21 protein-coding genes are annotated in these 22,151 nt (G+C 43.1%); 8 read left to right on the top strand and 13 right to left on the bottom strand.

All coding sequences use genetic code 11. The features are described from left to right. Positions 1–171: 171 nt before the first annotated feature. From MHI33_RS04215 to MHI33_RS04205, 3 genes are all read right to left on the bottom strand, one after another. A complete protein-coding gene (locus MHI33_RS04215; RefSeq protein WP_044141249.1) occupies positions 172–1,362 on the bottom strand; it encodes an MFS transporter in 1,191 nt (396 codons plus the stop codon). A gap of 246 nt (positions 1,363–1,608) precedes the next feature. After that, positions 1,609–2,034, bottom strand: coding sequence for a MerR family transcriptional regulator (locus MHI33_RS04210; RefSeq protein ID WP_044141247.1), 426 nt, complete (start codon positions 2,032–2,034; stop codon positions 1,609–1,611). 156 nt (positions 2,035–2,190) lie between these two features. After that, positions 2,191–4,074, bottom strand: coding sequence for an ABC-F family ATP-binding cassette domain-containing protein (locus MHI33_RS04205; protein ID WP_340909374.1), 1,884 nt, complete (start codon positions 4,072–4,074; stop codon positions 2,191–2,193). Positions 4,075–4,207: 133 nt separating this feature from the next. Here MHI33_RS04205 and MHI33_RS04200 point away from each other — a divergent pair, with 133 nt between their 5' ends. Both MHI33_RS04200 and MHI33_RS04195 read left to right on the top strand, forming a co-directional pair. Beyond that, positions 4,208–5,281, top strand: coding sequence for a tetratricopeptide repeat-containing glycosyltransferase family 2 protein (locus MHI33_RS04200; RefSeq protein WP_340909371.1), 1,074 nt, complete (start codon positions 4,208–4,210; stop codon positions 5,279–5,281). A 180-nt stretch (positions 5,282–5,461) separates the two neighbouring features. Continuing rightward, a complete protein-coding gene (locus MHI33_RS04195; RefSeq protein WP_217012819.1) occupies positions 5,462–6,853 on the top strand; it encodes an amino acid permease in 1,392 nt (463 codons plus the stop codon). Positions 6,854–6,892: 39 nt separating this feature from the next. On the opposite strand, the gene MHI33_RS04190 is transcribed toward MHI33_RS04195, so the two are convergent. Further along, complete coding sequence (locus MHI33_RS04190) at positions 6,893–7,126, bottom strand: hypothetical protein (RefSeq protein ID WP_003214167.1); 234 nt, start codon at positions 7,124–7,126, stop codon at positions 6,893–6,895. Between the two features lie 6 nt (positions 7,127–7,132). Beyond that, positions 7,133–7,372: a hypothetical protein gene (locus tag MHI33_RS04185; RefSeq protein ID WP_044141590.1), complete on the bottom strand. Its 240-nt coding sequence runs from the start codon at positions 7,370–7,372 to the stop codon at positions 7,133–7,135. A 16-nt stretch (positions 7,373–7,388) separates the two neighbouring features. On the opposite strand from MHI33_RS04185, the gene MHI33_RS04180 reads away from it, so the two are divergent. Beyond that, positions 7,389–7,637: a hypothetical protein gene (locus tag MHI33_RS04180; protein WP_340913888.1), complete on the top strand. Its 249-nt coding sequence runs from the start codon at positions 7,389–7,391 to the stop codon at positions 7,635–7,637. 5 nt (positions 7,638–7,642) lie between these two features. On the opposite strand, the gene MHI33_RS04175 is transcribed toward MHI33_RS04180, so the two are convergent. Continuing rightward, positions 7,643–9,058, bottom strand: coding sequence for an SLC13 family permease (locus tag MHI33_RS04175; RefSeq protein ID WP_044141586.1), 1,416 nt, complete (start codon positions 9,056–9,058; stop codon positions 7,643–7,645). 261 nt (positions 9,059–9,319) lie between these two features. Here MHI33_RS04175 and pbp4 point away from each other — a divergent pair, with 261 nt between their 5' ends. Beyond that, positions 9,320–11,359, top strand: a complete 2,040-nt coding sequence (pbp4, locus tag MHI33_RS04170; RefSeq protein ID WP_044141585.1) for a penicillin-binding protein PBP4(5) — start codon at positions 9,320–9,322, stop codon at positions 11,357–11,359. A gap of 134 nt (positions 11,360–11,493) precedes the next feature. Beyond that, entirely contained in the window at positions 11,494–12,732 is a 1,239-nt protein-coding gene (locus tag MHI33_RS04165; RefSeq protein ID WP_340909359.1) for an MFS transporter, read from the top strand. Positions 12,733–12,768: 36 nt separating this feature from the next. Here MHI33_RS04165 and MHI33_RS04160 read toward each other — a convergent pair whose 3' ends face one another. Genes MHI33_RS04160 through rfbF form a run of 5 tightly spaced genes read right to left on the bottom strand, consistent with a single transcriptional unit; the run spans position 12,769 to position 17,550 of the window. Further along, positions 12,769–13,698, bottom strand: a complete 930-nt coding sequence (locus MHI33_RS04160) for a putative nucleotide-diphospho-sugar transferase (RefSeq protein ID WP_044141583.1) — start codon at positions 13,696–13,698, stop codon at positions 12,769–12,771. Next, positions 13,699–14,889, bottom strand: a complete 1,191-nt coding sequence (locus MHI33_RS04155) for a glycosyltransferase family 2 protein (protein ID WP_044141582.1) — start codon at positions 14,887–14,889, stop codon at positions 13,699–13,701. It abuts the gene before it with no gap. Then, complete coding sequence (locus tag MHI33_RS04150) at positions 14,886–15,797, bottom strand: putative nucleotide-diphospho-sugar transferase (RefSeq protein WP_253622860.1); 912 nt, start codon at positions 15,795–15,797, stop codon at positions 14,886–14,888. The genes MHI33_RS04155 and MHI33_RS04150 overlap by 4 nt, the downstream gene beginning before the upstream one ends. Before the next feature lie 12 nt (positions 15,798–15,809). Beyond that, positions 15,810–16,781, bottom strand: a complete 972-nt coding sequence (locus MHI33_RS04145; protein WP_144468499.1) for a GDP-mannose 4,6-dehydratase — start codon at positions 16,779–16,781, stop codon at positions 15,810–15,812. A 4-nt stretch (positions 16,782–16,785) separates the two neighbouring features. After that, entirely contained in the window at positions 16,786–17,550 is a 765-nt protein-coding gene (gene rfbF, locus MHI33_RS04140) for a glucose-1-phosphate cytidylyltransferase (protein WP_185107520.1), read from the bottom strand. 356 nt (positions 17,551–17,906) lie between these two features. Between rfbF and MHI33_RS04135 the strand changes: the two genes are divergently transcribed. Both MHI33_RS04135 and MHI33_RS04130 read left to right on the top strand, forming a co-directional pair. Beyond that, positions 17,907–18,056, top strand: coding sequence for a DUF1540 domain-containing protein (locus tag MHI33_RS04135; RefSeq protein WP_080773021.1), 150 nt, complete (start codon positions 17,907–17,909; stop codon positions 18,054–18,056). 198 nt (positions 18,057–18,254) lie between these two features. Beyond that, positions 18,255–19,334, top strand: coding sequence for a DUF3900 domain-containing protein (locus MHI33_RS04130; RefSeq protein WP_012009211.1), 1,080 nt, complete (start codon positions 18,255–18,257; stop codon positions 19,332–19,334). 64 nt (positions 19,335–19,398) lie between these two features. Here MHI33_RS04130 and MHI33_RS04125 read toward each other — a convergent pair whose 3' ends face one another. Further along, entirely contained in the window at positions 19,399–20,598 is a 1,200-nt protein-coding gene (locus tag MHI33_RS04125; RefSeq protein ID WP_044141578.1) for an MFS transporter, read from the bottom strand. Positions 20,599–20,700: 102 nt separating this feature from the next. Between MHI33_RS04125 and MHI33_RS04120 the strand changes: the two genes are divergently transcribed. Then, a complete protein-coding gene (locus MHI33_RS04120) occupies positions 20,701–21,609 on the top strand; it encodes a LysR family transcriptional regulator (protein ID WP_044141577.1) in 909 nt (302 codons plus the stop codon). A gap of 32 nt (positions 21,610–21,641) precedes the next feature. On the opposite strand, the gene MHI33_RS04115 is transcribed toward MHI33_RS04120, so the two are convergent. Beyond that, positions 21,642–22,121, bottom strand: a complete 480-nt coding sequence (locus MHI33_RS04115; protein WP_044141576.1) for an aminoacyl-tRNA deacylase — start codon at positions 22,119–22,121, stop codon at positions 21,642–21,644. Positions 22,122–22,151 lie beyond the last annotated feature (30 nt).

Raw genomic sequence — 22,151 nt, 5'->3', positions numbered from 1 at the left:
CTTTGTCTTCTTTTCAGCGTGATAGAAAACCTTTGAAGTCTAGGAAGGACGAGTACCGGAGTGGAGCGAATTGAACATTCGTGAGCACCGGAACGCAGTCCTGACAAAGAATGCGAGGGTTTGTCTACACGCTGAGCCTTATATCTGATGCAGATATAAGGCTTTTTCTATTTAATGACCTACTTGAATATTGATGAGATGCTTACGACCAATTAGCAAGATGATCATGCCTAACAGAACGACAGCCGCCCCAACATAGTAAGGAGTGCTTGCTGTATAAGATTCAGCAAGTACGCCGGCAATCCAAGGAGCAATCGCGCCCCCAATAAACCGTACAGCACTGTAAGAGGATGAAGCAATGGAACGCTCAACCGGTGCTGATCCCATCACAGCGGTCGTGAGCACAGTATTGATCATGCCAAGAATACCCCCAGCAATGACAATTCCGCAGATGACAACTACTACATGTGAAGTCCAGATCCCAATACCGAATAAAATCACAGCAAACGAAGCAAACAGAACCACAAGAGAAGTCAATGTCCCAAGCTTTCGATGAATGACCGGCGCTGAAAAGACGGATGTCACGGCCAAAAATAGCCCCCATCCAAAGAAGACATAACCAAGACCATGCTCATCCAGATGAAGCACAAATGGCGAATACGCTAAAAGCACAAAGAAACCAAAATTGTATAAGAAAGCGGCAGATGCCATCGTTAAAAGTCCTTTATATTTTAATGCCCCGACAGCCTCGAATAATTTCACCTTTTTCTGAGGCTTCTGCATCGGTGGAAGCATAAACGTAATAGCTAAAAGAGCAACAAGCATTAACACTGCAACGCCAAAGAATGGTCCGCGCCAAGAGATCGTCCCAAGCTCTCCGCCAAGCAGCGGCCCAACCGAAATCCCAAGACCTAGTGCAGCCTCGTATAAAATAATGGCCTTCGCACTTCCTCCAACAGACACGCCGACAATGACAGAGAGAGCCGTTGAAATGAATAAGGCATTCCCAATGCCCCATCCGCCTCTAAAGCCGATTAATTCGTTAATCGTTGAAGAGGTACCGCCTAAAGCAGAAAAGACAATAATAAAAATAAGTCCGATTAATAACGTCCATTTCGCACCAATCCGACTAGAGATATAGCCGGTAAAAAACATCACAAAGCCGGTTACAAGTAAGTAGCTCGTAAATAAAAGTGAGACCTGACTTGGAGATGCATCTAATTGTGATGCAATGGCCGGCAAAATCGGGTCCACAAGTCCTATCCCCATAAATGAAATCACACATGCAAAGGCAACAGCCCAGACGGCCTTCGGCTGCCTAAGCAGACTTGTACGCTGTTTTAACACTTCTTCTTCCTTCATTCCATCAGAACCTTTCCTTCAAATGTTGACAAAATAAAATAAACACACTGAGGTGTTTATTTTAGATTGTTGACAAAGTGCTAAAATGATGTTTATTTTAGCACTTTGTCTTCTTTTCAGCGTGATAGAAAACCTTTGCAGTCTAGGAAGGGCGAGCACTGGCACGGCATTCGTGAGCACCAGCGCGCAGACCTGCGGGCGAATGCGAGGGTTTGGCTACACGCTGAAATAAACACACTGAGGTGTTTATTTTTGTAATTGCTCAATCGCATGAGCCGCTCTTTCTTTCATCGTTTCAAGATCCTTTTTAAAGGATTGAATCGTTTCAAGCTTTTTTGTAATCAATTGATGCTGCACAGTCAGCTGCGCCTCAATATCTAACAGCTTCTCTAATCTTTCCTTCGGATCAAGCGACAGCAAGTAGCCTTCTTTATTCAGCTCTAATTGCTTTCCTATTTCCATAAACGATTGAAGCTCTTGTAAAGAAAAGCCGAGTACCTCTTTTGCCTGCATTACTTTTTCTAGTTCTTCCATGTCGTCCTCTGAGTAAAGTCTGACACCGCCCTCTGTCCGCTTTGGTGCTGATAATAAACCAATCTCTTCATAGAAACGAATCGTCCGTTTCGTCAGTCCACTTCTTTTCGCCACTTGATCAATTTTCATCCATTCCATTGCCAGTGCCTCCTGCTCATCAATTCATGATTTATTATACACCTTTATAACCTTAACGTAAACGTAAATGTTTGAGTTCTTGATTTTCTCGTGTTTTGATGTAAAGTAAAAAAACCTGTAGAAAATTCTACAGGTTTTTTCATCATTTTATTAGGATTAACCCTCTAATTCCTCAATCATCAGTGACAGTTCTGTCCAGCGGTCCATTGCTTGTTCTAGTTCTTCAGCAACGGCTTTTTGTTCATCCATCAGTTCTTGAATTTTCCCAAAATCACTGCCTGCTTCTGCAATGCTTGCTTCAAGCTGCTGATGTTTTTCCTCTAATGCCTGAATCCGGTCTTCAATTCCGTCCCATTCAAGCTGGTCTTTGTAAGAAAGTTTTTTTCTCTTTTTAGGCGCCGCTTCTACTTGTTTCTCAGCAGGCTTTGTCTCTGTCCGCTTCGCCTCTTTTTCTTGCTCCATGTAATCGCTGTAAGCACCTTGGTAGTGTGAAATGAGGCCATTTCCTTCAAAGACAAACAGACGATGAACCACTCGGTCTAAGAAATAACGATCATGCGATACGGTCATGACAACGCCAGGAAACTGTTCTAAATAATCCTCTAAAATGCTGAGGGTCTCCGTATCAAGATCGTTCGTCGGCTCATCTAAAAAGAGAACATTCGGTTCTTCCATTAAGACTTTCAGTAAATACAATCTGCGGCGTTCTCCTCCTGACAGCTTGCGAATAAACGTCCGCTGCATGGATCTTGGAAATAGGAACCGTTCCAGCATTTGCTCTGCTGTCACTATGGCGCCATCAGATGTCTTAACGATTTCAGCTGTTTCCTTGATGTACTCAATGATCGTCAGCTCTTCGTCCATTTCTTTGTGATCCTGCGTGTAATAGCCAATACGAACGGTTTGTCCAATCGTCAATTGTCCTGAAGTCGGTTCTATTTTCCCCGCTAGACAGTTGAGTAGCGTCGTTTTTCCGACTCCATTCGGTCCGATAAATCCAATCCGGTCGCCCGGCACGACTAAGTCTGTAAACCGCTCCACAAGGGTCTGGCCAGCAAATGAAATCGACAAGTCTTCTGCCTCTATGACTTGTTTTCCTAGGCGATGGGAACCGATGGCGAAATCCAGCTCTCCCTTTGCATCAGGCCCTTTTTGATCCATCAGCTCTTCGGCTCTGCCGATGCGTGCTTTCTGCTTCGTCGTTCTTGCTTTTGCCCCTCTTCTCAGCCATGCAAGCTCTCGTCTGAGTAAGTTTTGACGCTTCGTTTCTTTCACCTGAGCTTCTGCTTCTCGTTCCGCTCTTTTTTCTAAAAAGACTTCATAATTTCCTTTATACGTATAGAGCTGTCCTTGATTCAATTCATAAATCCGATTGGCCACTCGGTTGAGGAAATAACGATCATGCGTCACCAGAATGACAGCACCGCTGTATTGACTCAAATATCCTTCGAGCCATTCAATCGTTGCATTATCGAGATGGTTGGTTGGCTCATCTAAAATCAGCAATCCCGCAGGCTGAATTAAATTTTTAGCAATCGCGACACGCTTTTTCTGTCCGCCTGATAAGGCATGAACAGAACGGCTCACATCTTTGACGCCAAGCTTTGTCAAAATCGTTTTGGCTGACAGGTTCGCATCCCATGCGTCTTCCTGATCCATTCGATTTTGCATGCGCATGAGCGCCTCTTGTTTTGCTTCATTTTGCGGATCATGCTCTAAATCGGCGAGCGCCTGTTCATAAGCCTTCATCGTTTGAATCATGGGTGCCGTTCCAGAAAAAATGTAATCAAGAATCGTTTCATCCCCGATCATTTCAGGGTCTTGCTCAAGAAATTCGATATCAAGTGTCCCTGCCTTCGTAATATCACCCTCTTCAAACGATTCAAGTCCTGCAATGACCTTTAGGAGCGTTGACTTTCCTGTTCCGTTTGGTCCAATCAATCCGATGCGTTCCTTTGGTTCTATATGAAAAGAAATATGATCAAACAGCGTTTTCTCGCCATAGGTTTTATATAATCCTTCAACATTCAATAAACTCATTTTTATCAGCCCTTACATAGATTCTTCCTTTATTTTAAATCAGCCAGTAGCAGAAAACTAGTTTTAAAAAACCTGCTGCTGAAAAGAATGTTTCCTTTTGCTGCTCGATACACTATGAAGAGGTGATCTAAAGATGGTAACCATTAGCTTATGTATGATCGTGAAAAATGAAGAGGAGGTGTTAGCGGACTGCCTTTCCTCTGTCCAAGACATTGCAGATGAGATAATCATCGTTGATACAGGATCAACAGATCGTACGAAGGAGATTGCTCACTCCTTTTCAGCCAAGGTACTTGATTTCGAATGGGTTCAGCATTTTGCAAAAGCCCGCAATTTCGCTTTCTCACGTGCAACGAAAGAGTATATTTTATGGCTTGATGCTGACGATGTTCTGCTTGAAGAAGACCGTCAAAAACTTCTTCAGCTCAAGCAGACACTTGATAATTCGGTGAACGCCGTCTCGATGTTTTATCATGTGGGATTCGATGAAGACGGCCAGGTGAATTTCAAATATAGAAGAAATCGGCTTGTGAAGCGTGCCTTGAACTTTCAGTGGTACGGGGCCGTACATGAGTTTCTCCAGGTGTATGGCAACATCTTTCCAGCCGATATAGCCGTCACACATCAAAAACGCAAGAAAACAACCGCTGGTGAGCCTGGGCGCAACCTGCGAATCTATGAAGACATGCTGGCAAAAGGCGAAGAAATGACGCCTCGTGATCTCTTTTACTTTGCCAATGAACTAAGAGATAACCAGCAGCATGTCAGAGCGATTCGTTTTTATCATGAATTTTTAGCCACAAAACATTGCTGGATTGAGGATGAAATTCGCGCATGCCAATATTTAGCCGACTGCTATTATGCAGTAGGCTTCGAGGAAGCAGCTTTATCCTCATTATTACGTTCCTTCTTATACGATCAGCCCCGGCCAGAATTTTGCTGCCGGATCGGGGATCATTTAAAAACGCAAAATAAACATCAGGCTGCAATCTTTTGGTATGAGCAGGCGCTGAAGGCTCCTGAAAACGAAACAGCCTTCACATTCACACAGTATAAAACGTGGTATCCACATCTCCAGCTTTGCTATTGTTATTATCAGCTCGGCGATTTGGAGAAAGCCAAAACACATCACCATGCATCCGCCGCCCATTCCCCCACTCATCCAAGTGTGCTGTATAATGAAAAGATATTTACTAAACAGACGTAGACTATATGTCACCACATCCGCCTTCCATCTCTTGGCGGATGTCTCTTTTTGTGCACAAATTCGATTGTGTCGTTTAACACTTTAGTGATTTAAAGCGTTCTCCAACCAATTGACTAAATTGTCATTTAAGCATATACTAACACTCGTCTTACGAAAAGATTTATCCATTAGGAGGTCAACATGAGTTCTTTATTTCGAAAAAAGTCTCTCGGCCAGCTCATGCTTGAAAGTCAGACGAAGCGGCTCAGCCGATCGTTAAATACGTTTGATTTAATCTTGCTTGGCATTGGCTGCGTGGTCGGGACTGGTATCTTTGTGATTACGGGGGTTGCTGCGGCAAAAGATGCGGGACCTGCGATTATTATATCTTTTATTTTAGCTGCGATCGCATGCGCCCTTGCTGCTTTTTGCTACGCTGAATTCTCCTCGTCCATTCCTGTGTCAGGCAGCGTCTATACGTATTCCTACGCCACACTCGGGGAATTTCTCGCCTTCTTAATGGGCTGGGATCTCATGCTTGAATATGTCATTGCGCTCTCTGCTGTAGCAAGCGGATGGTCGTCCTATTTTCAATCACTGCTCAGTGGATTCGGTCTGCACATACCGAAGGCATTATCAGCTGCACCTGGAGCCGCTGATGGGGCTGTCTTTAACCTTCCAGGCGCACTCATTATTTTGCTTATCACCTTTATCGTCTCAAGAGGCGTCAAAGAAAGCACGAAACTGAATAACATCATTGTGCTGATTAAAATTGCCATCGTCCTTCTCTTTATCATCTCAGGCTTTGCGTACGTCAAACCTGAAAACTGGACACCTTTTATGCCGATGGGCTTTGAAGGCGTGATCGCAGGCGCGGCAACAGTCTTTTTTGCTTACCTTGGATTTGATGCGATCGCCAATGCATCTGAAGAGGTCAAAAATCCGCAAAAGGCGATGCCGATTGGTATTATTGGAGCGCTCGGTGTTTGTACCGTTTTATACATCGGTGTGTCCTTTGTCTTAACCGGCATGGTTCACTATACGAAACTGAATGTCAGTGACCCTGTCGCATTTGCTCTTCAAGTCGTGGGCCTTCATAGTGTGGCAGGTATCATATCAGCCGGTGCCATTATTGGGATCACAACGGTTTTAATTGCCTTGGTCTATGCGCAGGTACGCCTAACCTTTGCGATGAGCCGCGATGGACTCATGCCAAAGATTTTCTCAAAGGTTCATCCAAAATCGCAAACACCCGTTGCCAACACATGGCTGACAGGTGCTGTCGCAGCATGTATCGTAGGTTTTGTGAACTTATCGACGCTCGCGAATTTAGTCAGCATCGGTACACTTGCAGCCTTTACAGTGATTTCAATTGCCGTCATCGTTTTACGGAAAAAACACCCGAATGTCAAAGCAGCGTTTAAAGTGCCTTTCGTGCCTGTTCTTCCGATTATCAGTGCGGTCATTTGTATCACACTCGCAACGACCCTTTCATGGGTGACATGGAGAGCCTTCCTGATCTGGGTGGCCATTGGTGTCGTTGTTTATTTCACCTATGCAAGACGAAAAAGTCATCTGAATGCAACACATTAGAAAAGAGACACGGGGTTTCCCGGTCTCTTTTTTTTTTGCTTAAATCACGCTGTTTTTGGCTGAATTTGAGTCCACCATATCTGGATCTAACACGCTTGAAATCGGAATGACAAGCGGTGAACAATCTCCATTGTCCTCTCCAAATCCTTGGTTCAATTTCATTGAGAGAAAATAATCGATCTGCTGATAAGGACCTAGCGTCAGTGATGCACCCCGATCCATTGCATTGATTTTAAAAGCACCGACATTGACAACTGAGGGTGAGAATAACATCACACGTCACTTCCTTTGAATGGGTTTAGCTGCTGGTGAAAAAGAGGCAGGTGAGTCCACTTGATCTCGATCATCTACATGGCTTTTTGTCCCGACAAAACCGCTGGCATCTCCAAAATTTTGTCCGTACCCCTGATTTTTTTTATCTGAGTTTTGCCACTCTGCTAACAAATTTTGTCCGACATTCACCGCCGATGCATTTTCCAGTCTATCCCCCTCTGTCACCGAGCTGGAAAAAAGACTCATCGCTCTCGAGCAAAAAATGTCCGCACCAGCTTCTCCTGTCTCAGAGGATACACACATTCATATTGAATCCCTGCATGTGGACAAAATTGATTACTATTTAGAGTTTGGGGAGCTTTCCATTGACCAGCTTCAAGGCAGGCTCAATATTGGGGCAACCTATTACACGCCAAAGGACACTCACATCAAAAAATCAACACCACCACCGAAGCCAAAAGAAACAAAAACACCGACAGTCTCGATTCGATCAAAGCCTTCCTCCTCTTAATGCGCTCAGCTTTTAAGCACAATCGGGAGCCAGAAATACACCGCAAGGACAATCACCACAATACTCATGATATTTAACCAAAAGCCTGCCCTGACCATATCAGATATTTTCAGCACGTCCGCACTAAAAACAGCGGCATTTGGCGGCGTGGAAATCGGCAGCATAAACGCACATGAGGAAGCCAAAGCAGCCGCAGCCATTAACCCATAGGGCTCGATGCCAATCGCAAGCCCAAGCCCTACCGTAATCGGAATAATCATATTGGCAACAGCTGTATTTGACATAATTTCAGTCATAAACAAAATCGCTCCCGTTAAAATGATCAATAGCATGATATACGAAAGCCCATTTAAATGCTGTAGATTTTCCCCGATCCATCCTGTTAGATTGGTTTCTGCAAAGCCCGTAGCGAGCGACAGCCCACCTCCAAACAAAAGCAACAGCCCCCACGGTAGCTGTTTCATATCCTGCCATTCTAATATTCTCTCTCCATTTGTTGCTGGAATGAGAAATAACAGCATGGCACCGAAAATGGCGATAGATGTATCAGATACGGTGATCCCTCCAAACAAAAAGAGCTTAAAAATCCACAAAAACGCCGTCATAAGAAAAACAACAAACACCCATTTTTCCTCTTGTTTCATTTTCCCTAAATCCTCTAAACCTTTTCGAATAAACGCTACACTCATGTCCCCTGTATGCTCTACTTTGAACTGTATCTTTGTTAAATACAGAAATAAGAGAATGAGCAGAACGATCGCAACGGGAAACCCAAACAAAAACCATTCGAAAAACATAATCTCCCGATCTAGCAGTTTTTTTGACATGGCAGCAAACACCGCATTTGGCACAGAGCCGACAAGTGTTGCTAGACCACCAATTGATGCTGAATACGCAACCGACAATAAAATGCTTTTACTGAATCGCTCAAGAGATGGACCAGCTAAGATGTCATTAGCCTTGACCTCTTTAATGACTGCAAGTGCCACTGGCAGCATCATCAGTGCTGTCGCTGCATTTGAAATCCACATAGATAAAAAAGCAGTCGCAATCATGACACCTAAGACAATGCGGTCACTTCGTGTGCCAATCACCCTTAAAATGTGTAAGGCCATTCTTCTATGCAGATTCCATTTTTCAATGGCAATTGCGATCATAAATCCTCCCATGTACATAAAAACGATCGGATCTCCATAAGCCCTTGATGTCTGTTCCATAGAAAGTCCGCCAAGTGTCGGCAGTAGGATGATCGGCAATAAAGATGTTGCAGGGATGGGCAGTGCTTCTGTCACCCACCATGTAGCCGTCCAAGCGGTAATGCCCAAGACTACCCTCGCAGCATAGGTCAATTCATTTTCAGGTATGAGAAAAAGAACGAGCAAGAAGAGTGCCGGTCCAAGAACAAGTCCAATCACATTCACCTTTTTATAAACGATAACAATTCCCCCCTATTGAAAGCGCTTGTATATTTTTCTTTTTTTCCACATTCGATGATCTCTTAAGAAATCCTTTAAATCATAAGAAAAAATGAAGATATCTTTCATAGAAACCATCTATCATTTTCGTCCCATTCCCAAAACCATGACATGATACATTGGTCTATTTTCATAGGAGAAACTATACAAATCATGTGCAATCACTGTAAAATATAGAAGATCTAATCAAAAATTGAGGTGTTTTCATTGTATACAGATCAACGAAAATCATTTTGGAAACAGAAAAAAGTCATGATCCCCATTCTTAGTATCATCGTAGTTGCTGCTGCTTTCTTTTTCTTAAAAGATTCTCTTTTGTCAAAAGAAAAAGAAGCTTTAAAAGCGGCTCAATCCTTTACAAAACAAATGGAGAAGAAAGACTTTACAAAGCTGGCTGATGAGGTAACAAGTGCGTCTTTGAAAGCCAATGACTTCTCAAAAAAACAACTAGCCGAAAAATATGACAATATCTTCAACGGAATTGGTGCTTATGATCTGAACATATCAAAGCTCAACGTCGAAAAACAGGACAAAGGAAATGGGTATCAATTTTCCTATGATGTAACAATGAAAACGTCATTTGGCAAGCTGCACAAGCTTTCTTACAAGGGCGTTCTCTCAGAAGAAGATGACAAATGGAAAGTCGACTGGAAGCCAAATCTCATCTTCCCGCAAATGGAGAAGGGAGATACCATCAAAGTCAAATCAGACCCTGCTGTCCGCGGAAACATCGTCGACCGAAAAGGACGTACCCTAGCAGAAACAACTGGTGGAAGCGCACTTGGCATCATCCCAGGAAAGCTTGGCACAGGGGAAGAAAAAGAACGCAATATCAAAAAAATCAGCAAGGCATTTGATATAGATGAAGAACTAATCGACAATCAGCTGAAACAAGCATGGGTCACAGACGACACGTTTGTCCCGCTCAAATCGATGTTAGAGCAAAAGCCGATTCCAAAGGATGTAAAAGGCGTCACCTATCAATCGAAGGAAATGCGCTACTATCCTTATAACGAAGCCGCCGCCCATCTCACCGGCTATGTCGGAAAAGCAAATGCAGATGATATCAAAAGAAATCCGGCATTAAAGGCAGATCAAATCATTGGCAAAACCGGACTTGAATTCACATTTGACCAAAACTTGCGCGGACAAGATGGCGGAAGCATTTTGATCGTCCATGATGAAACAGGCATTGAAGAAACATTGCAAAAATCAGATCGACAAGATGGAAAAACAGTGAAGCTGACCATTGATGCCTCTTTACAGAAAAAAGCCTATGAACAGCTGAAAGGTGAAAAAGGGGCTGTCACCATCATAAATCCATCATCGGGGGATCTATTAGCGCTTGTCAGCGCCCCTTCCTATGATGTCAATCTTATGACAAACGGGATCACACCTAAGCAATATCAGGCATACAGTGAAAACCCAGATCTCCCATTCCAAGCCCGGTATGCGAGCCGGTATGCACCAGGGTCTACATTCAAAACCATTACAGCAGCCATCGGGCTGGAAACAGGTGTCACAAAGCCTAATAAAGTACGCACCATCCATGGACTAAAATGGCAAAAAGATCAATCTTGGGGTAATTATCGAATTACACGGGTTCACGATAAAGAAAACGTAAATATGGTTGATGCCCTCGTGTACTCAGATAATATTTACTTTGGACAGGAAGCTCTGGAAATTGGCAAAGACACCTATGAGAAAAAAGTAAAAGCATTTGGATTTGGCGAAGATTTGCACATGCCATTTACAATGAAACCAGCGCAAGTATCGAACGACGGCATTCAATCGGACATCTTACTTGCTGACTCGGCATATGGCCAAGGCGAATTACTCATGTCACCGATTGAACAAGTACATGCCTATTCTCCATTTGCAACAGGAGGCAAACTTGTCTATCCTCGAGTCGTTCAAGACGAGAAAACAGCATCACCAAAACAAATCATCAAAGAAGACTCGGCAAATACAGTGAAAGACGCGCTCACTCAGGTCGTGACGAGTCCAAACGGTACAGCTCACTCCTTACAAATGGAAGGAGCTGATATTGCCGCTAAAACAGGAACGGCAGAGCTAAAGAGCAAACAAGGGGCAACAGACGGTTCTGAAAATGGATTTTTACTTGCATTTAATCCTAAAAAAGAAGATTACGTCCTCGTCGGCATGATTGAAGATGTAAAAAACCGCGGCGGTAGTGGACTCGTCATTCAAAAAATGAAGCCTGTCATCGCAACTTTTTATAAGTAACCATTTAGAGACACAAACGCTTGTGTCTCTTTTTTCTAAATCATGACAATTTGCTATTGTTTTATAGTTCACCTTATGAATAAAATGAGAAGAATGCAAAATTGAAAACAGTTGAATGAAAGGAGGAAGTCTCATTGGCTATTGCTGCTCGTACAAAGGATAAACCTCAAAATTCTGTCACTGGATCAACGATTTATCCCATTTTATTGATTATTGGCATTTGTCATATGCTCAATGACACTTTGCAAGCCGTTATTCCTGCGATGTTCCCTATTTTAGAACGCTCAATGGGGCTGACCTTTACACAATTAGGGCTAATTGCCTTTACATTAAATATGGTCTCCTCCGTGATGCAACCCGCTATTGGGTGGTACACAGATAAACGACCGATGCCTTATGCACTCCCAATTGCTTTATTTTCTAGTGCTGTCGGTATATTCGGGCTTGCGTTTGCGCCTTCCTTTGCCACCATTTTGCTTTACGTTGTCTTTATCGGACTCGGCTCTGCCATTTTTCATCCAGAGGGCTCCCGCGTTGCCAACATGGCAGCTGGTCCAAGACGAGGACTTGCACAGTCCATCTATCAAGTAGGCGGAAATACAGGTCAAGCCTTTGCTCCGCTGATCGCTGCATTCATGCTCGTCCCTCTCGGTCAGCCAGGCGTGGCTTGGTTTACGATTGTTGGAATGATTGCTGTCGGTTTCCTTCTTTATATTTCAAGATGGTACGCAGGAAGACTTCAAACCATTCGAGCTCAAGCGAAAAAAGCTCCCGCAAAAGCTGCAAGATCTGAACTTCACCGTAAGTCAGCACTCACAGCACTTGGCATTATCGTCTTTCTCATCTTTGCCCGCTCTTGGTATGGAAATGCGATATCAAATTTCTATGCGTTTTATGCGATTGAACAATATGGATTGACGATTAAAGAATCACAGACTTATATTTTCTTATTTCTCATTCTAGGTGCAATTGGGACATTTTTAGGCGGGCCGCTTGCAGACCGCTTTGGCAAGAAAACCGTGATTTTAATTTCCTTATTGGCATCCTTTCCACTTGCCTTGCTGCTGCCATTTGCCGGACCTGTTTTTGCCTATGTTTTACTTGGACTGATTGGGGTCATTCTGACGTCAAGCTTCTCTGTCACAGTCGTTTATGCTCAAGAACTATTTCCCGGGAAAATTGGCACAATGTCTGGTTTAACGGTTGGGCTTGCGTTTGGTATGGGTGCCATCGGATCGGTCGCTCTAGGCTCATTCATTGATGCCTTCGGTTTAACGCCTACTATGATCGGAGTCGCCTTTTTACCGATATTAGGTATCCTGGCCTTCTTACTACCTAGCGATCAAACCATCTCCAAATGGAATGAATCATAAAAAGGAGAAAACCGCTCAGTGATTGAGCGGTTTTTTTCATATCTCATAAAAATGCGTATCAGGTACATGCTTCTTTGCAATAAACCCTTGCTGGAATTCTGGAAAGACCTTTTGCACCTGTTTAATTTTTTGATGAACCAAATCGGCATATGGAATATATAAATGATTCACAAGCCTTTGTTCTGTCATATAGTAATACCAATTCAGATTAAACGTATTCTCATCAATGATCGTAAAGGCAGAAAAATGATAGAACAAGAGTGGACATTCGTCGAGATACATTTCCCCTTTCACAACTGAAAGCTTGTAGTTTTCAATATTCCAAATCGCGGCATTGGCTCCTTTAGATGTCACCACATGAACCCCTTCAAAATCATCGACCCATCTTTCAACATACCGCTGATCTCCATACGTCTTATTTTTTGTATCCATTTCGACTGTACAGTGTGCAAGACAGTTTTCCTTCCATTGTGTGACCGCCCGTTTGGCAACGTCTGTGTTGCGGCAGCCGACAAATCCAGTATTAAAGCGGCCAGACAACTCATAAAAGTGATAGAACCGCTCGGAATTCATATGATCCGTCAAAAATAAATGAGCGAGTGGATTCTCTGCAAATATCGCCTCTGGATCATGATAAAAATACAAATCCGTATCCAAATGGGCGAGATAATCCGCTTTTGAAGACTCAAGGATTTTGAGCAAAAAAACGGGCTTTAACGTCCAGCAATACTCATGGAACGTCCGATCATCCTTTGCCTTTCGCAGCGTCTCATCTTCAATATTTTCAAGCTGTTCATATTGAACATGCGGATGAGGAAATTCACTTAACACCTTGTAAGCCAAAGGGTCTGCACATAGAACAGACAGCTTGAATGAATGAGCGGTTTGTTCAAGCGAATGAATCAGCGCCAAAAGCTTAAAAACATGGGTATTCGACACAATGGTTGTAAAATGATAAGACGCCATCTACAACACATCCACTTGGAACAAATCAACGCGTAATAGCTCTTTCGTCAGCCCTTGAATGGCTTCTACAACCACTGTGCAGCCATATTCCTGCCGTGCAAGCTGCGCTGCCTCTGCCAGCTTTTTCAAAGGGACATGTCTAGCTGTTAGCTGATCTTTATTATCGCGTTTGACGCCCACATTCCGCTCTGTGATCAAATGAAGCAGCTCTAAAAAATAAGAGAGCAGACCATCGAATACCGGATTATCACGCAGCTGCCGGACTTCTTTTACAATGTCATTTGTGACGGTGTGAGAAAATGGACCAGAGAAAGCCAAATGGACATCAATGGCATCAATATTGTTGTACTTCTCGCACATATACAAAATGTTATATTTGATGTCATCAAATGACGTTAAATTACTTGGATGCTCCTGATGCACGCTCATGATATCCTCTCGCAATTCAAAGGAGAGACCCAGCTGATGCAGACGAATTCCTAAATCATAATCCTCAAACCCGTACCGAACGATATGTTCATCAAACATCCCGAGCGTGATGACATGCTTGCGTTTGACAGAGGAGTTATTCGTAATAAAAAATCGCCACGGCAGCTCATAAGAGCCTAAATCATAGTTGTACGTGCGCAAAATGTCTTTGAGGATAGCAATAAACTCAGACTGCAAATCGAAGCTTTTCTCTAGAAATGCACCATTTTCAACTTCCTTCATTGATAAAAGAGGCGTTTTATCTTTCATTTTCCGCTTATACAAGCCTTGCTTTTTCAACCGCTTGATATGCTCCTGCTCAAATGCTTCGTAAAAATAACGATAAATCCGCTTCCAGCATACACCGCAAATGACAAGGTCCTCATGATCAGCATGTGCCTCCGCATGCTTTTGAATAAATTGCGGCTCTGCCAGCATATCGCTGTCATGGAATATCAACAGGTCCCCCTCCGCCTCGCGAATGGCATGATTGCGACCCTTGGCAATCCCTTGATTGACAGGAATACGTACCTTTTTAAACGGAAAATTCACCTCAATGTTCTCAAGCATTTCCATCGTGCCGTCCGTTGACCCATTATCGGCGACAATGACCTCAAACGGAATATTCGTATCCTGAAGCGTTAAGGAAAAAAGACTCCCTTCTAAACGCTCTTTGGCATTATAGCTCGGAATAATGACGCTTACCTTTGGTTTCTCATTCATGCGTCATCCTCCTCCAATTTGGCATAGCCGTTAAACAGCGGATCGACCTGCTCAACAGATTCAATCACATGGCGCAGCACGTTTCGATAGGCTTCTTGAAAAAACGGCAGATCATCTCTCCCCTTTTCATGAATTTGCTGCATCTCATCCTTGCTCACGATGCGAAAGCCGCTGAAATGATAGCAAATGAGCGGATGCCCATCCTCCAGCAAAATCCGTCCATTTTCTTCCCGATAGGAATGCTGCCCATAGTTCCAATGACCAATATTCACGCCTTTTGTTTGAATATCCTCCACTTTTTCAAACAGCTTCGGCATATGATCGAGATATCCTTGATCGCCAAACTTGCCTTCGCCCGGTGCATTTTTGCATTCCTTTAAGCATTCTTCTTTCCACCAGCTGAGGCATTTTCGTCCGGCTTTATCTCCTTTAAAATGCAGGAAGCCAGAGTTATAGCGACCTAAAAGCTTCTGAAGCATCTTCACTTCCTCAGGATCAAAGCTCGGAATCACAATATCCCCTCTCGAAAGTAAAACAGAGGCATCCGGCTGATGTTGAAAAATCACTTGCGGGCTCTCATAAAAAAATAAATCCGCATCAAGATAGGTTACTCCTTCTGCCTGCTCCTGTTCAAATAACCACTCAATCCACATCGGTTTTAATGTCCAGCAATATTCCGAGGCATCCCGTTCCTCTTTTTTCTCCAGCAGCTCCGGCGTTTCGAGCTCCCGTACATGAACAAGATCAACATGAGGAAAATTCATTTTTTGAAGCAGATCAAATGCAGCATCATCCATACATAACGTCTTGATGACAGCATCATCTTCTACTTGCTTCAATGACAAGAAAAACGCAATGGCTTGATAAAGTCTTCCACTTGATAGAACCGTACAATATATGCTGTTCATCTACTTACACCTCTATTTTTGAAAGAATTCGCGGTACCATTCAATCGTCTTCTCTAAACCTTCATCAATCGAGTAGTCTGGCTTCCAATCAAGCAGCTTTCTCGCCTTTTCTGCCGACAAATATTGATGCTTTATCTCATGCGTTCCTTGGTTTAAAATACGAGGCTTCAGTTCACTGCCCATCGCCTTTAAAATCTTATCCACGAGCTCAAGAACCGTCAGCTGAATTTCATTACTAAAGTTAAATGCTTCTCCGGCGAGCCCTTTTTCCTCCATTTTCTCAGCTAGCAGCAAATAAGCCTTAACCGCATCTTCAATGTAGAAATAATCACGAATAAAAGTACCATCACTTCTAATTTCAGGCGCTTCTCCTTCTAGCACAAGCTGGATGGTTTGCGGAATGATTCTGTTAAAGTTTAAATCCCCACCCCCGTATAAATTGCCGCAGCGCGTAATACAAACTGGAAGACCATATGTGTTGTAATACGTGTGAGAAATTAAATCTGCACAGCTCTTTGATACATCATACGGATGTTTCCCATTTAGCGGCATGTCTTCATCGTATGGGAGCTGCTCCTGATCGCCGTATGCTTTGTCACTTGATGCCACGATGACTCGTTTGATTAGAGGCTGTCTTCTGCAAGCCTCGAGTACATTCCATGTCCCTAAAATATTGGCTTCAAATGTAGAAACAGGGTGTCTATTTGCAACCCCAACAATGGCCTGCGCCGCCAAATGGAAGACAGTATCAATTTCGTATTCTCCTAACGCACGTTCAATCGTTTGCATATCCTCCAATGCACCTTGTACCACATTCATCTTTTCAAATTGACTGCCTTGATATAAATTCGACCTTGGCACCTGATCACGCACAAATCCAGTTACGTTTGCACCTTGATCAATCAATTCCTTGACGAGATAGCTTCCCAATAGTCCTGTACATCCAGTCACAAACACGTTTTTCCCATTCCAAAATCCGCTCATGCCGTCACCAAACCTTCCATGGTTGTTTTCCATTTATCCACATGCCATTGATTTCCTTCAGGTTCTTATACGTATCGATCGCTGTCCAAAATCCGTGGTGCTCATAAACCGCAAGCTCTCCATCATTCGCCAAATTTTGAAGAGGCTCCGCTTCAAATACGCATTGGTCATCGTCTGTCAAATAGTCAAATACCTTTGGAGACAACACAAAAAATCCTCCATTGATCATCCCGATACTGTCTGTCTTCTCAGAGAAGGATTGTGCCATCCCGTTATATACCTTCAACGTCCCGTACTGTGACTTCTTTTCAATTCCTGTGACAGTCGCAGCTGCCCCAAGCTCCTGATGACGCTTCAGCAGATGAAACATATTGACATTGGCAAGTCCATCACCATACGTCATCATGAATGTCTCATCCCCAATGTAGTCCTGTGCCTGCTTTAACCGTCCGCCTGTCATCGTATTCTCGCCCGTATCTAAAAAGGTGATTTTCCAGTTCTCTGACTTTCCTAAAAGCTTTATTTCCCCTGTTGCCATATCCAGCTTCATGCTGTGATGCCGCCAGTCGTAGTTCAGGAAATACTCTTTGATCTTCTCTCCTTTATATCCAAGCAATAAGATAAACTCATCTACTCCGTAATACTGATAGATTTTCATAATATGCCATAGAATAGGCCGATCTCCGATCATAGCAAGTGGTTTAGGAAGCGCTTGTGTGACCTCACTCATTCTCGTTCCCTTTCCTCCGCAGAGAATGACTGCTTTCATCTTCTCCCCTCATCTCTCTATGAAAAATTTTTGATTGAAAACCTTATCTTTATGCGGAAAATCAGTACATGTACCCTCATACTTTGTCCGACATCAGGTTTTGAATCTACTCTATTCATATGTCGAAATGAGAGAGGGTGCCACCTAGCATTTAACTATTTTTACAAATAAAAAAAGAGCGAGATTTGTATTCTCGCTCTTTCAAAGTTTAAATTGTATATTATCAGGGTAGATGGTATGATAAACATGTGCATCAACAGCACAAACAGCCTCTTTTTATCAAGAGACTACTAGATGGAATGAATTCAAGTGGCAGCTTGCTTCATTCTCAATATGAATCACGGAGGTGAATTCCCATGGCACAAAACGTACTTTGTGAAGTGAACTCTTGCCGTTTTTGGGCTGATAACAGCTGTACGGCTTCTACCATTAAAATTGGTAAAAACACAATGGCTGATGTGACTCGCAATGCTGAAACTGATTGCGAAACATTTGAAACAAAATAAGTGATTTTTCTGAGGTGAAGGAACTGGCAGGTTCCTTCTTTTCTTTTATCATTCTATCAAGAATGATAATTATTATCAAGTGTTTTTCCATAAACATTTCTCGGGAAATAATGACACGATATTTCTCCATTCGTTGACGATTTTCACTCCTTTTTCTATACTCAACATATCCGAAGAAGAAAAAGTGGTGACCAATCAATGGATTTTACGATACGTTTTCTATCATTCTTTGTCGTGGAAATCGAAGGCAAAGATGAACAAGCAAATAAACGGTTCAAGCATTATCAAACATTAGATCAAGAGGAATTTGAACAAAGTGAGCTGAAGGACTTTTTAGATGGTGAACTAAAAAAAATCGTCAAACGAAAAGTGGACAGACACCCTAAATCTGAACAAGTACCGACCAAAATTGGCCGATTCATTGTCGAACCCGGTCATGAACTCGATTCAAATCCAAACTACAATTTATTTCATCAGACGAGATTTGCCGATACAAAAGAAGTATTTAATGAATGCAGTGAACAGTTTGTGCGCACGTATTTAGATACAAGTGCTGTCAGAGGCGGCGTTTTTTTAGTTGCGTCTGCCGTTCCTAAAAAGTACTTCGATGACTCCTTTGTCTTTATTATGAAATGCGATTTTGAACAGAAAGTCGCTTCTATCGCTGATACATCTACCTTGATCAAAAAAGTAGAAATGGCGATTACAACTAAAAACATGAAATCAATTCAATACCCTTTTATGCCAGAAGAGGGCATGACAGAGGAAGCTGAAGTGAAAATTCACCAATCCTCACATGCTCGTTATTTTGAGGACTTTCTGAAATTCGTCGAATACGGAGAATCAATGCCTGAAATAATGAAATCACAGGTCATGAACATGGTGCAGGAACAAGTATTTGAAACATTACAGGATGAAAGTGAAGAATTAAAGCAATTTGAAGAGGACCTTGAAATATGGGAAGCGAGTGAAAAACGAGAAATTAGAGAAACACTCGATACAGAACAGGTCACACTAGCAGCTTCTCACATTGTGGAACAAACCCCTGACATCACAATGAAAATGCGTCTAGGTGAAACAGAAATCAAAGGGCTTCTAGCGGACTTTGGCCACTCGATCCATATTGCGAAGGTCAACAATCGATATGTCGTGCTCGTTGAAGCAGACCAAATCGTCTTCGAAAAAGGAAGCACACCTGTAGAATTCCATAAACCAAATGGGTTAAAAGAGGTTGTCAGCCAGCTGACGCAAAAAGCCTACGATTCAGACTTAGAATAAGAGAATATGACTGCCTCCTGCGCTCAGCTGCATGAGGCAGTTTTTTTATATAGCGCTTTATTTTTTACACTGCACTAGAAGAAACATGCTGCCCGCCTCTTACCCACATGCTGACAAGCATTAAGCTTATGATGAGCATCAGCCAAAAGACGCTGTTTGTTCCGAAAAACTGAATCAATGTATACCCGCACAAAGGTCCTAAAGCAGCCCCCATATCTTGAACAAAAGAATAGCTGGCGAGAAAGCGGTTCTTATCTGTTTGAGCAGAGGCTTTTTGAAAGGCAAGTGTATCGGTGAACGTTGTTACAATCGTTGCCAGCAGCTGAATCAAAAGCAGCATCACAAGGAACCAGCCGCTTACCTTCAGCATGACCCCAAGAAAACTGAGCCCTCCAAATGAAAGAAACATCCAGCATAGCATTCGTTCCTTCATCACAAGCCGATCAAACCATTTGCCTGTTCTCGGTGCGAGAAATGGTTCCCATCCCCACCTGAGTGCTTGAATAACACCGCTTAAAGCCGAAGCTCCGATGACAAAGCCAAACAGAGTCAATTCATCCTGATCGATTTTTGCTTCAATGACATGACTCAGCGTGGATGCGAATAAACCTTGAATGATCAGTGCGATCAGCATGCCTGTTATCAGTACTTTTACCACATCTCGTGTAAACCACTTTTGTTTGATGCCATGATACACCTCGCTGCCTTCTCTCTTTTCAATTTCATCCAACGATACATAAAAAATGCCCCCCATCAATGTGAGTAAACCAAAGACAAGCGTCATGGACTGGAAGCCGATCAAGCTAGCAAAGATTCCTCCAAATAACATGCCAAATAAACTCCCAAGCCGGTAAAGTCCATTATAAAGACCCGTCAAATGTCCTTGTGAGCCTTCGCCCATTTCAGCCAAAACCCTCATCCCGCTCATACGGAGTAACGTCCAAGCGAGGCCCCATGCGCAGCGGCAGATCAATAGCAGCCAAAAACCGCTCATCCCATATAATATCGTGGTCACTGACGCGATCAAAATCGCCATCAATACACCTGTCTTCATTGGGATATATCGATAGAGCCACCATACGACAGGTGCTAGCGGGATACGTATGAATCGGTTGATAGACAGCAGTAACCCGACCTCCCAAATGGATGATAAACCAATCTCTTTCCAATAGATCGGGAGAACAATATAGAGCATTGAATCCCCAATAAGTGCAAATGCTGTGATAAGCGATATTGACACAACTTGCTTTTGACGACGATCCATTTTTCTTCCCCCTTCGCTACCTTTACGATAAGGGATGCCTTATAATAAATCTAATGAATGTTTTTGATTAATTTATCAAAATAATTGATAGGTGGTGCAAAGTTGAATTTACATGCCCTTCGAATTTTTGCAAAGGTCGCAGAGACAAAAAGCGTCACACAAACTGCAGATGCACTATCTTTAACACAGCCAGCTGTGACGGCCCAGCTTAGAAGCATTGAACGAGAGATCGGGATTCGCCTTTTTAAACGAAACGGTCGAGGCATTGCGCTCACAGAAATGGGAAAGATGCTGTATCCTTATGCCCGGCAAGTGTTTGAGGCTGAAAAGGAAGTAGAATATCAGATCACGCTATTACAAAACGGGAAGAAGGGGCGCCTCCGCATCGCTTCTACCTACGTACCACTCAACTTTTTACTGCCAGATTGGCTGGCTGCTTTTAAAACGTCATCACCACAGACAGAAATCGAATTAAAAAGCGGAAACTCCGCTCAAGTGATAGAGAGCCTGCTGCAATATGAATCAGATGTCGCCATCGCTGTGATTGAAGATTTGCATCATGAGGAGATCGTTACCTCTCATTTGACGAATTTAAGCTATGATTTTATTGTGCCAGCAGACCATCCGTTGAACGGAAAAACCGTCCCGCTAGAGCGCCTGAGTCTGGAGCCTTTTTTGATGCGTGAAGAAGGCAGCTCCACAAGAGATAAGCTCTTTTCCCTTTTCACCTCGAAAGGAATTAAAAAACCGACTGTTGATTTACAATTCAGCGGTGTTCATGAAGCGATTCAAATGATCAAAGCTGGCTATGGGATCACGCTTGTTCCCCGTGATGCGGTTCAAGGTAGTTTCCAGCGGAAAGAGATTGGTCGTATATATATCGAAGGCATAGAAATCGTCAGACCTGTTGTGATCTGCAAACGGGCGAATGATCTTGAAGAAAATAGAACCGTGGATGCCTTCCTGCAAATGAAAGGGATCGGTCCATTTAAGGAGCCTGCTGCAAATTAAAAAAGTGCCTGCATGAGAAACAGGCACTTTTTCTATTCTGCTGGTTGAACGATGTCATACGGTACAGCCTTTGAGGCTTTCACTAATTGTTCTGGTGTGATAAGGATTTCATTTCCCCATTCACCTGCGCCAACGCCTAATATTTCTTCCTCTAATAGTGAAGCTTCGATAATGGTGCGGAAGCCTTCTGGCTGCCAGCAAAACGGCGGTATTGAGCCAATTCGGTAGCCTGTCACTTCTAGAACCTTCTCTGGTGATGCCATTTTAATATTACGAGAGTCAGCCGCTTTCTTTAGTTTTCCTGACTTAATATGCTGGTCAGCGCCAACCATCACAAGCAACTGCTCCCCTTCCCCTGTTTCAAAAATCAATGTCTTAATCATTTGTCTCTCACGAAAACCAAGGGCTGCTGCTACATTTGCGGCTCCCTTCTCTGTTTCGGAAGAGAATGTTTTGATCTCATATGGGATGCTGTGCTGATTCAAGAATTCATGTGCTGGCAGTACTTTCATTGATTTGAACCCCTTTCCTTACGATGTCTT

The sequence above is a fragment of the Bacillus sp. FSL K6-2971 genome, from assembly GCF_038006405.1.
In the GTDB taxonomy this organism is placed as follows: domain Bacteria; phylum Bacillota; class Bacilli; order Bacillales; family Bacillaceae; genus Bacillus; species Bacillus pumilus.
Note: the sequence above shows the minus strand (reverse complement) of the source record. Positions and strands in the feature narration are given on the sequence as shown.